The organism is Sulfitobacter alexandrii, from assembly GCF_001886735.1.
Taxonomy (GTDB): Bacteria; Pseudomonadota; Alphaproteobacteria; order Rhodobacterales; family Rhodobacteraceae; genus Sulfitobacter; species Sulfitobacter alexandrii.
On record NZ_CP018078.1, the window covers coordinates 33860 to 48411 of the forward strand.

The window sequence follows — 14552 nt, forward strand, 5'->3', positions numbered from 1 at the left end:
GGGGGCATGACGGGTGGCGAGTGAACAAGAGATCATCGAGGAAGAACTGGTCTACGGTGCCCTGCGCCGTGAACGGCTTTGGCAGCGTCTTGGCCTGATAGGCCTTGTCTTCGGCATCATCGGCTGTCTGAGCGCAGCAGCAGTCTCGATCCTTGATGTCGACCCACCCCCCGTCGTTGTCCCCTATGATCCCGCCACTGGTTTTGCCCTGCCCGAGGCGTCCGTTGGGGCCACATCCGTCACCGCCAACCAAGCGATCATCGAGGCGGAGGTCTTCCGCTATGTGACCGACCGGGAGGTCTATAACCAGCTCGACAACGATCTGCGCATCCGCAGCGTTCTGCGCCGCTCGGACGGGGCCGCTGAGAGCGGGCTGCGCCAGATCTGGAACAGCGCCAACGAGAATTACCCGCCGACCGTCTATGGCCCCAACGCCCGGCTCGACGTGGAAATCCTCAGCATTAACCGGATCGGCACCAACCGCGCCACTGTGCGCCTGCGCAAGCGTCTGACCTCCATCAACGGCACCCAAACCGGGCTCTTCACTGCGACGCTTCTCTTCGAGTTCCGACCGGAGACCCGACGCTCCATCGATGAGGTCTGGACCAATCCATTCGGCTTCACCGTCCTCGAATATTCCATCCGCTCCGACAGATTGGAGAACTGACGTTGTTGTTTATAAGATCGCTTATTTTTGTCATTGCCCTCTTGCCCGGCCTCGCCTCTGCCGAAGCCATCCCGCGTGGCGGTCCCAACGACAGCCGAGTGCGCTTGGCCACCTACCAGGAGGGTCAGGTCTACCGTCTCAGCATCTCGCTTACCCATGTCACCACGGTCGAATTCGGTGAGGGTGAAAGCATCCGCTCGATCATCGCGGGCGATACCGAGGGCTTCGAGATCGATGGCGTGCCGGGCGGTCAGGCCTTCGCGATCAAGCCCGTCGCGCGCGGTGTCCATACCAATGTGACGGTCTACACGAACAGGCGAAGCTACTATTTCAACGTCCAGGAAACCCGCAGCCCGACCTTTTACGTGGTCCAGTTCCGCTACCCCGAGGACGATACACGTCCGACGCGCGCCATCGCGGCCCAAGCACCGAACTACAATTACGGCGCCAGCGCGCGGACCGAGTTCACGCCAACCCGGGTCTGGGACGATGGGACCTTCACGTACTTCGAATTTCCGCGGAACGCGCCGGTGCCCGCGATCTTTCGCTACGCGGGCGGCCGTGAACGCACGGTCAACACGCAAACCCCTGAAGACGGCGTGATCCGCGTCAGCGGCGTAAACCGCCAATGGGTCCTGCGACTTGGCGAGGAGGTGGTCTGCATCGAGGCGATCTCGCCCGCGGAGGCCGCCTCATGAGCGATACCGAGAACACCGAGCTGGAAAAGCGCCTCGCCGCCCTAGAGAAAGGCAGTGCCCGCGCCCCCATGGCGGCGCAGCGCCGGTCGCCCCTTCTCGCGCTGATCGTGGTCCTCGTCATCGGCGCAGGTGGTGCCCTGCTCTATCTCCTCTCACAGCCCGACGAAGAGGAAGCCTTGCCGACGGCCACCCCGGACGTCTTCCAAAACGAGGGGGACGGCTTTGGCGCTATCGAGACCTTGCCCCCGCCCGAACCCGAGGTTGTGTTCGTCGGACCAGACCCCGTCGAGCCCAACGCGGAACTTCTGGCGCAGATCACCGCGCTGCAGGCCCAGATCGAAGAATTGCGCAACGCTCCCGAACCGGTCGTCGAGGAAGACACGGCCGCCGCAGAGGCGATCGACGCGCTGACCGCTCAGATCGCGGCGCTGCAAGCCGCCTCGGAAGCCGCACAGCAACGATTCCAGGACGAACTGACGGCGCGGGATCGCAGCCTTGAGCAACTCCGCATGGATCTGGAATTGGCCCAACTCGAGGCCAGCCGACCCCAACCCGCTCCAGGGGGCCCCACGGAAGATGAGCTGCTCGCACGCGAGCAAGAGCGACTGCGCCGCGAAGAAGAAGCCCGGCGCATGGCCGAGCTGGAGCGCCGCGCCGCGGATGAACGCGCCTTCCAGGAGCGGCGCATCACCTCGCCCACCATCGCTTTTGGCGGTGCCTCCGGAGCGAATGAAACGGCTCTGACTGAACGCACTTTTGGCGAGGTGACGGATTTCGTGCTGAACGGGGCGCTGCCCTCGACGGTGACGCAGGCCGAGGTGATCGCCAATCCCTCCAACACGATTCTACAGGGCACCATGATCCAAGCCGTCATGGAAACTGCCCTTGACAGCTCCCTGCCCGGCCAGACCCGTGCCGTGGTGTCCGAGGATGTCTACAGCGTCGATGGCGCGCGCCTCTTGATCCCCCGCGGATCCCGTCTCGTCGGGCGCTACCGCGCTGGCGTCGATATCGCGCAGCGCCGCGTCACGATCGCCTGGGACCGGATCATCCTGCCCGCGGGCCAGACCGTCCAGATCAGCTCATTCGGGGGCGATGAACTGGGACGTTCCGGTGTCACGGGTTTCGTGGACACGCGCTTTGCCGAGCGTTTCGGGTCGGCCGCCCTGATTTCGCTGATTTCGGCCGCGCCAAGTGCCGCCGCATCCGAGGTCCAGGATGAGACTGCCGCCGACGTTCTCGAAGACGTGGGCGATGATCTGGCAGATGCGACGGACAGCGTCATCGGCGACTATCTCTCAATCGGCCCCGTCATCTATGTCGACCAGGGCGCCCGCGTCACGGTCATGGTCGACCGCGATCTGGAGATATTCTGAGCCCATGTCGCTGAGCTATCTCGAAACCTCCCTCGACCGGATCGACGCCGCCGCCCGCGACGATGTCATCGAGCTCTGCATCAACCCCGACGGGACCTGTTGGGGCGAATTCCAGGGCGATCATTTCATGCGGGCGCTGGATCAAAAGCTGACGGGCGTTCAGGTCAGGGACCTCGGCAATCAGATCGCCTCATCGGCCAATACCACGATGAGCAAGGACCGCCCCATCGTCTCGGTTTCGATCACCTACAAGGGGCGCCCGATCCGCGCACAGGTCATCACCCCGCCCGCCGTGCTCTCGGCCATGTCGATCAGCCTGAGGTTTTTCTCAAGCCTGCCACTCGAGGGCATTGCGCTCGATTTTCTCTATGGCAAGGAGCGCAAGCTCGAAGATCTGCGCGTGGAAAAGAAGCGCGCCTTGCGCGCCGTGGTGGCCGCGGGTTTGATTGATGATGCGCTTGCCTTCTGCGTCGAGAACAAACTCAACATGATCGTCTCGGGTGGCACCTCCACCGGCAAAACCGTGGCCGCGCGCAAGATCCTCTCTCACGTACCAGCCGAGGAACGCATCGTGACCATCGAAGAAGCGGCCGAGCTGCTGCCGACCCAGCCAAATGCCGTGACCCTCATCGCCAATCGCGACGCGGAATTCCAGACCGCCGATGTGCTTCTCACCGCCACGCTGCGCATGCGCCCCGACCGGATCATTCTGGGCGAGGTGCGCGGCAAGGAGGCCATGACCTTCCTGGAAGCCATCAACACCGGCCATGGCGGGTCCATGACCACGCTGCATGCCGAAACCCCGCAATTGGCCGTGCAGCGCCTCGCGATCGCAGCACTAAAGACCGAGATCCCGATGACCTATGCCGACATGATCCAGTACATCGAGAATTCCATCGACGTGATTATCCAGGCCGGTCGGCATGACGGCAAACGCGGCATCACGGAATTCTACCTGCCCGGCGCAACCGAGATTGGAACTTCCCCATGAAGACCTTTGAATACGATATCCTGTCCTTTCCCATGACCCGCAAAACCAGCCTTGCCGACATGCAAGGCAGCCTGAATGCCAAAGGTGCGGAAGGCTGGGAGGTGGTGTCGATCAGCTCCTCGGAATTCGCCAATATCGGGCACACCGTTTTCCTGAAGCGCGAAACCACACCCGCTGGAGCCACGGCATGAGGCAGGCGCAGCACCTTGCCTTGGCCGCGCTGGCCCTAAGCCTGACGCCTACCTTCGCCGTTGCCGAGCGCAACCTAGTGCCAACCCTCGATCGCAGCTTTGACGTCTGTCCGGACCGGCCCGCCGAGCCCGTCTGGATGCAGGAGATCCCCCTGCGCCAAGCCTATCAGCGGGTTCTGGTTCAGGACATCTATCGCGCCCAGAATCTCGAGCGGGTCGTCGAGATCGGCAACTGCGACTGCGCGACCCGGTTCCCCTCTTGGGACGCGGCCGAGGCCGTGTTTCGGGAGAGCTACGCGAGCGACGAACGATGGGAAATGCTCGAAGCCTCGGACGGCTACAACCGCCGCGCCAACGCCGCCCGCCCTGCAGCGAAAGCAATCTGCGACGCCGCAGGCAATTGGTAAGGCAGCCCCGCGATGAGTGTCGTCACCTACTTTGTTGAAACCTCCCAAGCCTATCTCGACACCGCCGCTGAGACCCAGTTTGGTGCGGTTGCGGCAACGGTCGGCACGCTCCTGGTTTTGGGGACAACGCTGGTGGTGATCCTCGTCGGCATCAACATGATCTATCAATACCGGGCCATGGATGGGCACACGGCCTTCTGGCTCGCGGTCAAGATCGGGCTCATCGGGATATTCGCGACCAATTGGATGCAGTTCAACGCGTTCTCGTCTGCCATTCTCTATGGGATCGACAGTATCGCGGGCGCGCTGGTGGCCTCCGTCGGCGGCGGCAGTCCGGGACCCTCTGGAACTTTCGCCGAAGAATTCGACCGGCTGATCGCGGAGCTGGGCGACTATCTGAACGCTGCCGGGTCCGAGCTCAACTGGATGGCCGGCGCCATGCTCGACATTGTCGGTGTGCTTCTGCTCTCGATCCTCGGCGGGTTGGCCGCCTTTATCCTAGTGGCCTCCCGACTGATGATCGCGCTTCTGATCGGGATCGCCCCGGTGATGATTTTCCTGACGCTGTTCGAGGTGACCAAGGATTACTTCGCGCGTTGGTTATCCGCGCTGATTTCCTTTGCGCTATACCCCATCGTCGTCGCAGGCGTGTTCGCAACGATCACAGGCGTTTCCTCCGCGCTCATCGGTGAACTAGGCGATCCCGAAGGGGCCTCAAACATCGGCGCGCTCATCCCCTTCTTCATGATGGTGCTCATGGCCAAGGGCTTCATTATCGCCACGCCCTTCATCGTCCGCGCGATCTCCGGCAACATCATGATGCCCGCCCTCTCCGGAGGTCTCGGCGGCGGCTACAGCTTTGCCCGCGCCGCCATGGGAAGCCAGCAGGCCTACAATCGCTACCTTATCGGCGGGGCCAGTGACCTGAGACCCGATTCTCCTCCGGCCGTTCGGAGAATCCGCGGGTTGATTTCTGGGGCTACGCGGCGCGCATTTCCAGCCCCTTCTTTGCCATGAACTCGGCCGGGCTCATGTTCCCGAGGCCAGAGTGCGGGCGGTGGTGGTTGTAGTCATGCTGCCAGGCGCGGATTTTCTGCCGCGCTTCGCCGAGCGTCGAGAACAGTGTCTCGTTCAACATCTCGTCCCGGAACCGGCCGTTGAAGCTCTCGACGAAGCCGTTTTGCATCGGCTTGCCGGGTGCGATGTAGTGCCAGTCGATCCCGGTGCGCTGGCACCACGACAGGATCGCCATCGAGGTCAGCTCGGTGCCGTTGTCGCTGACCACCATGGCCGGGCGACCCCGCCGGGCGATCACGGCATCGAGTTCCCGAACGACGCGGTGGCCGGACAGCGACGTGTCGGCCACCAACGCGAGGCACTCGCGGCTGTAGTCGTCGACAACGGCCAGCACCCGGAACCGGCGCCCGTCCGTCAGCGCGTCGCTGACGAAGTCGAGGCTCCAGCGGATGTTGGGCGCGTCAGGCAGCAGGATCGGCCGACGCGTGCCGAGGGCGCGCTTCCGGCCGCCCCGGCGGCGCACCTGGAGCTTTTCCTCGCGATAGAGCCGTCTGAGCTTCTTGAGGTTCATCACGATCCCCTGTCGTTCGAGCATGATGTGGATACGACGGTAGCCGAAGCGCCGCCTTTCTGCCGCGACGGCCTTCATCGCCGCCCGCGCCTCGGCGTCGTCTGGACGCACGCTGCGATAGCGCACGCTCGACCGATCTACTGCCAGGGCTTGGCACGCCCGGCGCTGGCTCACCCCGTGTGTCGCAACGACGTGGGCCACCGCTTCCCGCCTGACACCGGGCGCTACCATTTTTTTGCCGCGACATCCTTCAGGATCGCGTTGTCGAGCATCGCCTCGGCAAGCAGCTTCTTGAGCTTGCTGTTCTCGTCCTCGAGCGCCTTCAGCCGCCGGGCGTCCGACACCTCGAGCCCGCCATACTTCGCTTTGTACTTGTAGAAGGTCGCAGAACTCACCCCGTGCTTCCGGCAGACATCAGCCGTGGGCATCCCGGCCTCCTGTTCCTTCAGCATCGCGATGATCTGCTCCTCGCTGAACCTCGATCGCTTCATCATCCGTCTCCTCGTTTGGAGCGGATTCTACCTCAAACTGGACGAAGATGCGGGGCTCAGGTCAAAATCTGAAGGTGATACAGAATGGCAACTGCGGGTTCACGCGGAACGAAATGCTGTCGCCCATTGACTTCGAGCGACAACAGAAACCGAGGAGCAAGCGCGCCTTTGATGCGCGCGGCAACTCACGTAGATCAAGTCACGAAACGCCAGAACAAGGAACCGATTTGTCGCAGTATCATACTGTTTTGCCAGGCCGCTGCGGCATGATTTCACGCTCGGGGCGCTTCAGGGCTTCGGCATATTTGCGGGCGTTATCATCAATCGTGCCGTGCCAAAGCTTCGAGACGAAGGCCCGGGCGTCTTGGACTGTCATGTCTTTGAGCGAAGAGGACAGCACCATGAAAAGCTCATCCTCGCTTATCGCGGCCGCATGGTGCATGGCGTCCGCGTAAAATGACGGGTCGTCGAGAACCTGCTCGCGCAGCGGCATCTGCGCGAGGTTTTCTTCCGGGATCGCCATGAAGATCGTGTCCTGGATCTCGGTCAGAAAGGCGCGCCGCGACGTAGACAGCAGCTGTCCCGCCGTCTTGGCCTCCTGATAAGCCTGCCTGGTCTTATCGAGCTTCGTGTTGGCATAGGCCATGACGACGGTGCGTTTTCTGGAGGGCAGCGCAAATTCTGTCCAGCGCTCGATATGGGCAAGCAGAGTCTCAACCTCTGCTTCAACGTCGAAGCTGTCGAACCATGGATTTGCCTCTGATCTTGCCGCCACGCGCCTGCCCTCGATATTACGTTAATATACTATCGTATCTCATTTGCATGTGATCGCAAGTGGGTGCCGTCCTTCACGCAAACACACATGGAAAAAGGGGAACCGTGTTCCCACGGCTCCCCTCGCTGTTCAGGTCTTTTGTCCTAATGCCAAGGTCACGCCACCAGCGACAGCCCCGCGGCCGCGTCCTGCGGCTGCTCACCGCTGTCGACGAACGGGATGATCGAGAAAGTCTGCCCGCCGCGCTGTTCTTCGTTCTGCACGGCGTTGACGCGCAGATCGCCATCGGGCGTGTTGATCAGCAGCGACAGGTAGTCATTGCCGGTGCGACTGCTCTTGGCCATCCAGGCCGAGCCGACCCGGATCGGCGTGCCGCGGGGCGAGCTAACCTCGATCCGGTAGTCAGGGTGGGTCTCCTCGGTTTTGTAGCTGTTCTCGATCAGCATGAACTCCAGATCGAACATCATGTTGGCGATGTAGCCGGTGAAGGCGTTGTCGGCGTCCATGGCGGTGAGCTCGCCCGAGATCGAGCCGGATTTCATCAGGCCGTTCGAGACGAGCGGGATGATCTCGAACTCGCCGCTTTGGGCCGCGCGCGCCTCTTTCGTCTGCACCGCGTTGACCCGGAAGGGGCCGAGGCCAACATCGAGTTGCATCGAAATGTAAGGGTTGCCGCTTGTGTTGCCGGTCTCGTTCCAGGCCGTGCCGATGCGCACCTTGCGGCCCGACTTGTTGATCGCCGTCACGTCGTAATCCGGGCTGCGTGCGGACATCTTCGGGCGGGTTTCAAGCTGAATGGCGATGTCGAAACGCGTCGAATGGATCATGCCGGTGTACTGAGCGGCTGCGGTCTCGACATTGCGGGTGAGGGTTCCTGCGAACATGGGATGGTTCCTTTCAGATTGGTCGGTGCCTGACGTTCTTGCCAGCGCATCCGGGATTGCTTTCGTGACCCCTCCCGGGATCACAAATCAGAAAGCCTTCTTTCCTTTCAGCCCCGCCCACGGGTCAAAGCTGCCGTCCGAGTGGGAATGCCCCCGCGCCTCCGGGTGCTACGCCCCTCCCCTGCCCGTCTGGTCTTGATTGGTTGCCCGGATTTTCTGCGGCGTCCTTCGATTGCGCGACGAAGAACTCCGTTTCTTTTCCGTTCAACCGGTGCCCGCCCCGGTCGGTCAGACCGATGCAGCTACCATTCGGCACATAGGTGATCAGGTACTGACCGAGCCGGTCCTTGTGGACAACGTAGCCGGTATTGGCCCAATGCACGGTCTGCCCGGCATCGACGGCCGCCTTGATTTCATCTAGTGTCATGCGAACCTCCTTACGAAGAATGGTGGGTAAACGACGCAAGAAGCCCGATCGTCCGACCGGGCTTCTCTGCAGAATTCGTTTGGCAAACGACCGAGAGCTGTCAGGCGCTTTGCGTGGCTTGCGTCGTGCGCGACGCCATCCAATCTTTCAGGCCAAGAACCGTTCTTCCGGCGGCGACTTCGGAGGCCCAGGCAACCCTTGGGTCGCCGTAGGGCTCGGAGCCGACATGCCGGTCGATATGGCCATTGGCCATCCATGGCTCGGGCTGGATCCGTCGCAGCCAGTCCGCCATGCTCGGGATACGGCCCTGACAGTCTTCGCGGACATGCTGCTCGCCGATCCAGCGCACGGGTATGTCCCGACCCGCGCTATTGGTCAGGGTCAGGCCGAAAACCCGTTCCGCCTCGAACAGGCCTTGAGCGTGATGGCGCATGGCTCGGTGCGTGAAGAGCGCGAGGTGCTCTTTCGAGGCATCGAACCAGTCATGTATGGACTGATAGTCAGACGGCACTCCGCCGAATTTCCGGGCAGAGCTTTCAGCATGATGAAGCGGATGGGCCATCTCACAGCCCCTCGTCATAGCTGTGCGAGCATTCGACATAGCGGTCGGCATGATCGAGGGTGATGCTGTCTAGTGCTATGTCCCAGGTCAGCGTGCCGTAGCCGCCCTCGTTGTTTTCAAACCCCGGGTGATGATGATAGGCGAGCGACCAGGCGAAATCGCCAACCTCTGTGGCAAGCACCTCCGGCAGTTGGACCTCTGCAGGCTGCACCGTCACATCCTCGACATTGCCGGAGTCGCCATAGCCTTCGTATTCGGCCGTGACCCCGCTGATGCCAAGCGCACGTAGTTGCGCGAGCAGCTCCGCTCGGGTCGCCTTCAAGGTGGTTTCGCGCTCCGCGCGCCACTGAGCCGCCATCGCGGCATAATCGATCTGGGGATTGGTCATGGGTCTGTCCTCTTGTCTGCAATTGGGGGGCCGGGCGTGGCATTGGTCAGCGCGCGCCCGGAAAGCGCAGACCGGCCAAATCCCGATCCGCGACGCCCGACCCAAAGCTCGCTTTGACTTTTCAGGCGGCTTGTTCTGCCGCTCTAGCGGCTCGCTGCCCCACGATCCGGGCCAGAATGCTTCCCGTGTCGATCCCGTCCCCATGCGGCAGGAACACCCGCAACTGGAAGGCAATGATCTCGGTAGAGCAGCCGAGGGCCTTGAGGCCATCAATCATGCCCCTGTCCACGCCGCCCAGCTCGAGACGCATCTCGCCTGCGACCCGGCGACGGGTCAGGGTCAGACCCCGGCCCAGATCGACCGGCGCGGTGGTGCCGAGGGCGGCGGTCAACATCTCCTGTGGCGTTTGCGGATTGGAGACGAGGAAGCGGGCGCGCAACGCTGCCGCCCCTTCCTCGCTCAGCGTGCGCCCGATCATGGCGGGCGCCCCGTCGGGCGTGACGCGGTAGATGCGCTCATTGGTGGTCGGAATGTCCTTCCAGATCGGCAGCAGCAGCCCGGTCAGCAGGTAGAGCTTGGTCGTGGTGGTTTTTGGCAGGGACGCAGCCTCTGCGTCCCAAAGCTGGGTCAACTCGCGTCGCTCAATATCTTCCCAAGCCGAGGACTCGAACCGCGCCTCTTCGAGATAGCTCGACCCGTTGGGCCGCACCACCTTGCGCATCAGCGTGACGATGTCCTCGTCATACATCTGCATGGGCCGCGCCGAGATGAGCGCCGCGCGACCCGAGGCGCGATTGACCATCGGCAGCTTGTCGGGGTTGCGCGACAGGGCGTCATCCGCCGACAGCACGTGGACCGGGTCCGTCACCTCAAGTCCGATGATCCGCGTCACGGCGCCAGATTTCGGGCAGGTCCAGAGATCTTCCGTGGAGACCTGTTCTATCTTGTCGCCGCGTAGGGTTTCCACGCCGAGATCGAGCGTGCCCGCCGCCCGCGCCCGTTCAGTCTGATCGGCAATCCGGCGCATGAACTCGGCAAAGAGTGCGTTCTGCATGTGGATGGGCAGGGCCAGAACCCGGTTCAGAAACCGCTGGATCGGGGGAAGCTCCTCAAGGAGCACCCCGTCCTTGTCGATCAGCCGCAGGGCCGTCCAGTCGGTGAAGCTCTCGTAGCTCATCGCCTCGGCGCGCCCGGCGGCAAGATCGGCGAAACACCCACGTAGTGCGGCCCGCGCGATCGGGCTTTCGAGATTGTCCTCCTCGCGGAACATGCCCTGCGAGCCGGTCTCGCGCTGACCCTTGGTCAAGGCCCCTAGCTGGTCGAGGCGCTTGGCGATCGTCGAGGTGAAGCGCTTTTCGCCATGCACATCCGAGGTGCAGACCCGAAAGAAGGGCGCGCTGACCTGAGCCGAGCGATGCGTGCGGCCCAGCCCCTGGATGGCCGCATCGGCGCGCCAGCCAGGCTCTAGCAGGTAGTGCCGGCGCCGTTTCTGGTTCTTCGCCGTTTGGGCCGCATGGTAAGATCGGCCCGTGCCGCCCGCATCGGAGAAGATCAGGATATCCTTCTCGCCGTCCATGAAGGCTTGAGTCTCGGACGAATTGCTGCTGGCGGCGCGCTTCTCGATGAAGAGATGACCATCCTCGGCCTCGAGGGGCCGGATGGACCGCCCCGTGACTTCTGCCACGGCCTCGTCGCCAAAGGCCCAGAGGATCTGATCGAGCGCCGAGGGGATCGGGGCGAGCGTCATCAACTCCATCATGGCCGCATGGCGCAGGGCAAGCGCTTCGCGGGAGACAACCAGCGCGCCATTGGCGTCGCGCAAGGGTTCAGCCACCATGTTGCCGTCGATCTCGACAAGCTTTTGCGCATGGATCGGGAAGGCCTGTTCGAGGTAGCCCAAGACGTAGTCGCGCGGCGTCAAGGCACCCTCGACGAGTTCATCCTCCGGATCCATCGTCTCAAGCCGACGCTTCAGCAGGCTCTCACCCGTCGAGACCACCTGGATGACGCAAGCGTTGCCTGCCGCCAGATCGTCCTTGATGGCGCGGATGATGGTCGGGGCTTTCATGCCCAGCAGGAGATGGTTGAAGAAGCGCTGCTTGGTGCTTTCAAACCGGGACTTGGCCGAGGCGCGTGCTGCCGAGGCATTGGTCTCTCCCGAGGCGTCGTTGACGCCGGTCGCTGTCAGCGCGGCCTCGAGATTGTGGTGGATCGTCCGAAACGAAGCCGCGTATGCGTCGTAGATCTCGATCTGGGCCGGGGTGAGCGCGTGTTCGAGAACATCATACTCCACCCCATCAAAGCTGAGGGCGCGGGCCGTGTAGAGCCCGAGCGTCTTGAGATCGCGCGCGACCACCTCCATGGCGGCGACACCGCCGGCTTCCATCGCCGACACAAAGCTCTCGCGGCTTGGGAAGGGGTATTCGGGACCCTGCCCCCAGAGCCCCAGCCGCGCGGCATAGGCCAGATTATGCACGCTCGTGGCGCCCGTGGCCGAGATGTAGAAGACGCGTGCGCGGGGTGCTGCCAGTTGCAGACGCAGGCCCGCAAGGCCCTGCTGGGAGGGTTTGACCCCCCTGCCCTGCTCGGACCCTGCGGCGTTCTGCATGGCATGGGCTTCATCAAAAGCCAGCACGCCCTCAAAGTCTTCGCCCATCCAGTCGAGGATCTGGCTCAGCCGCGTGGTGCCGCATTTGCCCGCGGACCGCAGCGTGGCATAGGTGACGAAGAGGATACCGTCGCCTATCGGGATGGGCTGGTCCGGTTTCCATTTGGAGAGCGGCTGGATGTCGGCGGGCGAGCCGCCGAGATCGGTCCAGTCGCGGATCGCGTCCTCGATAAGCGTTGCGGATTTGGAGACCCAGATGGCCTTTCTGCGTCCGGCCAGCCAGTTCACAAGGATGAGCCCCGCGCATTCACGCCCCTTGCCGCAACCGGTGCCGTCGCCGAGGAAATAGCCAAGGCGATAGGCACGTGCATCCGGGTCATCATCGGCGCGCGTCAGCTTGGTCTGGTCGTCATCGATGGTAAACCGACCGGGCAGATCACGCCCATGGGCATCATGCGCCATGATGATGGTTTCCAGCTGCGCCTCGGAGAGATCTCCCTCCTCGATCAACCGTGTGGGCAGGCGCAAGTCATCACTGCCCGTGTTTGAGGGCATGGGCGGGGCAACCGAGGCCATGGCGATGCTTTCGACGAGCGGGGTGGGATGTTCCTGCGCACCCGCAATCTCGATCCGCTGCGGCCGGTAGCGCGCATAGATGTCCGAGATCGGCGTGTTGTCGCGCGGGGTCTCAAAGCTTGTGAAGCTGAGCGGACGGACGGCATTGGCCCGGGGTTTGGAGGCGGCAACAGGCGAAGCGGCGGTCTTGCGCGGGGCAGCTGATGGAACGGTCAGTCGAGCATGAGGGATCGCTTCAACCCGTTGGGCCGGGCGCATCTCGGTCCGTGTTGCGGCCACGGCATCGACATATGCCAAGGCTTCATCCAGATCCCGCACAGGGACGCGGATCATCTCGCCGACCTCCTGCACCTTGTCGAAGACCATCAGCTGGGTTTCGACAGAGGTGCCGAGCTTGCGGTAGACCTGCCCCGGCATCGGCAACGCCAAGCGCGGCGTGAGCAAACCGCAGGCGCGGGACCAATACGCGGAATCGCGTTCGGGCGTGAATCCCGGCGGCATGATCGCCACCAGCCGCCCGCCGGGTGCCAGACGCTTTGCAGCCGCGATAAGATGTTTGGCGGCGATGTGCTTGTCTCGGGAGCGATCGACCGAGGAAGCGAAAGGCGGATTCATCACCACGACGTCGGGTAGAACCGGCGTCTGCAGTAGATCATCGATATGTTCGCCGTCATGGCCTGTGACCTCGCCGCCGAAAACCGCGCGCAGGAGACGCTGGCGAAAGGGGTCGATCTCGTTGAGCAAAAGCGTGCCACCGGCCCGGGCGGCAAAAGCAGCCAAGGCACCGTTGCCAGCCGAGGGCTCAAGCACGGTCTCGCCTCTGCGAATGGCTGCCGCCCGCAAGACCAGCGCCGCAAATGGCAGCGGCGTGGAAAACTGCTGCAGCCGGATCTGCTGCTCGGAGCGGCGGGTTTCCGTCAGCAGCCGTGAGGCAAGCAGCTTTGCAGCGGCGATATCACCTGCCGCGCCGTCCCCACGCAGCAGCACCTGGACAGCCGCAGCCTGCATCAGGTCATATGCCATGCGCCAGTCCCAGGCACCGCCGGCATCGCTGCCATGAAACGTCTCGCGCATGATGCGCGCCAGCGCTGAACTGCGCAGGGGTTGGTGGTCGACCTCCGCACCGATCTGCACGAGGGCAGAGGCGAGGTCAGTGTCGGAGATTGAGAGAGCCGGATTTGCCGGTTTGGGCTTGGACATGGGGGTTTCCTTTGGATCAGGGTCTGAGTTCCAAAGGACAAAAAGCCCGCTCTACACTTTGAAGGCGTAGAGCGGGCAATTTCTTAGCGGAGGGCCTGCACGCCGATCATGGCCACTGCTGCGCAGCATGAAGTACGCGCAAAATGGTCACCATCTCAGGGCTTTCAGCATAAACCACGATGTAGTTTGGCCGAACAACCATCTCCCTAGTCCCGTCCACACGGCCCGCGCGGTACATCTGAGGGCGTTCTGGAAGGAGGGACGTCTTGTGTTCAATCTCGTCTTTGAGAACTTGGGCGGCATCCGGGTTGTCGTCAGAGATGTAGTCAATGATTGCCAACAAGTCGGCGATGGCCGTGGCTTTCCATTCAAGATTTGGCAAGGCGCTTCCCGTCAATCAATGCCTGGGCGTCTTGCATCGCCTTGGCATGGGGCGTTGTGGGCCTTGGATCGTCCAGCGCTTCCTGTACCTTCGCCCGGAACCAGGCATCATAGGCATCCGGATCAGCGGTCAATCCGGCAGGCAATCCGCCTTCTGCGGCCACGCGGGTCAGAAGAATACGCACCGCATCGGAGAGCGTCAGACCGACGCCCGCAAGTGCGTCCGAAGCCTGTGCTTTCAGCTGATCGTCAACACGAACATGAAGCATGGATGTTTGGGCAGGCATGAATGGTCCTCCAGTTGATGGGAGTGATGTATCTCATTTGAGATACGATTTCAAG

The 14552-nt window shown here is 62.8% G+C and carries 16 protein-coding genes; 7 read left to right on the plus strand and 9 right to left on the minus strand.

Annotation, left to right across the window (positions count from 1 at the left end; translation table 11 throughout):
* Positions 1-13 precede the first annotated feature (13 nt).
* Genes BOO69_RS19765 through BOO69_RS19795 form a run of 7 tightly spaced genes read left to right on the plus strand, consistent with a single transcriptional unit; the run spans position 14 to position 5347 of the window.
* On the plus strand, positions 14-667 hold the full coding sequence (locus BOO69_RS19765) for a VirB8 family type IV secretion system protein (protein ID WP_071974116.1): 654 nt from the start codon (positions 14-16) through the stop codon (positions 665-667).
* 2 nt (positions 668-669) lie between these two features.
* Positions 670-1365 carry a TrbG/VirB9 family P-type conjugative transfer protein gene (locus BOO69_RS19770; RefSeq protein WP_071974117.1) on the plus strand — a complete coding sequence of 232 codons (696 nt, stop codon included), beginning with the start codon at positions 670-672 and terminating at the stop codon, positions 1363-1365.
* Complete coding sequence (locus tag BOO69_RS19775) at positions 1362-2741, plus strand: TraB/TrbI/VirB10 family type IV secretion system protein (RefSeq protein WP_071974118.1); 1380 nt, start codon at positions 1362-1364, stop codon at positions 2739-2741. The genes BOO69_RS19770 and BOO69_RS19775 overlap by 4 nt, the downstream gene beginning before the upstream one ends.
* A 4-nt stretch (positions 2742-2745) precedes the next feature.
* Positions 2746-3732: an ATPase, T2SS/T4P/T4SS family gene (locus BOO69_RS19780; RefSeq protein ID WP_071974119.1), complete on the plus strand. Its 987-nt coding sequence runs from the start codon at positions 2746-2748 to the stop codon at positions 3730-3732.
* Positions 3729-3923, plus strand: a complete 195-nt coding sequence (locus BOO69_RS19785) for a DUF4177 domain-containing protein (RefSeq protein WP_071974120.1) — start codon at positions 3729-3731, stop codon at positions 3921-3923. The genes BOO69_RS19780 and BOO69_RS19785 overlap by 4 nt, the downstream gene beginning before the upstream one ends.
* Entirely contained in the window at positions 3920-4330 is a 411-nt protein-coding gene (locus BOO69_RS19790) for a hypothetical protein (RefSeq protein WP_071974121.1), read from the plus strand. Before BOO69_RS19785 ends, BOO69_RS19790 begins: the two co-directional genes overlap by 4 nt.
* A 12-nt stretch (positions 4331-4342) precedes the next feature.
* Positions 4343-5347, plus strand: coding sequence for a TrbL/VirB6 family protein (locus BOO69_RS19795; protein ID WP_237267639.1), 1005 nt, complete (start codon positions 4343-4345; stop codon positions 5345-5347).
* On the opposite strand, the gene BOO69_RS19800 is transcribed toward BOO69_RS19795, so the two are convergent.
* The 9 genes from BOO69_RS19800 to BOO69_RS19845 form a co-directional block, all read right to left on the minus strand.
* Positions 5310-6409 (minus strand): IS3 family transposase gene (locus BOO69_RS19800; protein WP_156875012.1). Its coding sequence is split into 2 segments (ribosomal slippage): positions 5310-6160 and positions 6160-6409, totalling 1101 coding nucleotides; the frame shifts between segments, so codons are not numbered across the junction. The two genes, BOO69_RS19795 and BOO69_RS19800, sit on opposite strands and share 38 nt — an antisense overlap.
* A 238-nt stretch (positions 6410-6647) precedes the next feature.
* A complete protein-coding gene (locus tag BOO69_RS19810; protein ID WP_237267640.1) occupies positions 6648-7184 on the minus strand; it encodes a hypothetical protein in 537 nt (178 codons plus the stop codon).
* Between the two features lie 155 nt (positions 7185-7339).
* A complete protein-coding gene (locus tag BOO69_RS19815) occupies positions 7340-8068 on the minus strand; it encodes a DUF736 family protein (RefSeq protein ID WP_071974123.1) in 729 nt (242 codons plus the stop codon).
* A 124-nt stretch (positions 8069-8192) separates the two neighbouring features.
* Positions 8193-8495, minus strand: coding sequence for a hypothetical protein (locus BOO69_RS19820; RefSeq protein ID WP_047997781.1), 303 nt, complete (start codon positions 8493-8495; stop codon positions 8193-8195).
* 100 nt (positions 8496-8595) lie between these two features.
* Entirely contained in the window at positions 8596-9057 is a 462-nt protein-coding gene (locus tag BOO69_RS19825; protein ID WP_071974124.1) for a DUF6915 family protein, read from the minus strand.
* A 1-nt stretch (position 9058) separates the two neighbouring features.
* Entirely contained in the window at positions 9059-9445 is a 387-nt protein-coding gene (locus BOO69_RS19830; RefSeq protein ID WP_071974125.1) for a DUF6878 family protein, read from the minus strand.
* Positions 9446-9566: 121 nt separating this feature from the next.
* Positions 9567-13829, minus strand: coding sequence for a strawberry notch family protein (locus tag BOO69_RS19835; protein ID WP_071974126.1), 4263 nt, complete (start codon positions 13827-13829; stop codon positions 9567-9569).
* Positions 13830-13935: 106 nt separating this feature from the next.
* Positions 13936-14211 carry a type II toxin-antitoxin system RelE/ParE family toxin gene (locus BOO69_RS19840; protein ID WP_071974127.1) on the minus strand — a complete coding sequence of 92 codons (276 nt, stop codon included), beginning with the start codon at positions 14209-14211 and terminating at the stop codon, positions 13936-13938.
* On the minus strand, positions 14198-14497 hold the full coding sequence (locus tag BOO69_RS19845; protein WP_044353023.1) for a type II toxin-antitoxin system RelB/DinJ family antitoxin: 300 nt from the start codon (positions 14495-14497) through the stop codon (positions 14198-14200). Before BOO69_RS19845 ends, BOO69_RS19840 begins: the two co-directional genes overlap by 14 nt.
* Positions 14498-14552: the final 55 nt, after the last annotated feature.

What these genes read in the sequence shown, in the direction of transcription:
- BOO69_RS19775 (WP_071974118.1), top strand. Translation starts at nt 1,362, where the DNA reads ATGAGCGATACCGAGAACACCGAGCTGGAAAAGCGCCTCGCCGCCCTA.
- BOO69_RS19780 (WP_071974119.1), top strand. Translation starts at nt 2,746, where the DNA reads ATGTCGCTGAGCTATCTCGAAACCTCCCTCGACCGGATCGACGCCGCC.
- BOO69_RS19785 (WP_071974120.1), top strand. Translation starts at nt 3,729, where the DNA reads ATGAAGACCTTTGAATACGATATCCTGTCCTTTCCCATGACCCGCAAA.
- BOO69_RS19790 (WP_071974121.1), top strand. Translation starts at nt 3,920, where the DNA reads ATGAGGCAGGCGCAGCACCTTGCCTTGGCCGCGCTGGCCCTAAGCCTG.
- BOO69_RS19795 (WP_237267639.1), top strand. Translation starts at nt 4,343, where the DNA reads ATGAGTGTCGTCACCTACTTTGTTGAAACCTCCCAAGCCTATCTCGAC.
- BOO69_RS19815 (WP_071974123.1), bottom strand. Translation starts at nt 8,068, where the DNA reads ATGTTCGCAGGAACCCTCACCCGCAATGTCGAGACCGCAGCCGCTCAG.
- BOO69_RS19820 (WP_047997781.1), bottom strand. Translation starts at nt 8,495, where the DNA reads ATGACACTAGATGAAATCAAGGCGGCCGTCGATGCCGGGCAGACCGTG.
- BOO69_RS19825 (WP_071974124.1), bottom strand. Translation starts at nt 9,057, where the DNA reads ATGGCCCATCCGCTTCATCATGCTGAAAGCTCTGCCCGGAAATTCGGC.
- BOO69_RS19830 (WP_071974125.1), bottom strand. Translation starts at nt 9,445, where the DNA reads ATGACCAATCCCCAGATCGATTATGCCGCGATGGCGGCTCAGTGGCGC.
- BOO69_RS19835 (WP_071974126.1), bottom strand. Translation starts at nt 13,829, where the DNA reads ATGTCCAAGCCCAAACCGGCAAATCCGGCTCTCTCAATCTCCGACACT.
- BOO69_RS19845 (WP_044353023.1), bottom strand. Translation starts at nt 14,497, where the DNA reads ATGCCTGCCCAAACATCCATGCTTCATGTTCGTGTTGACGATCAGCTG.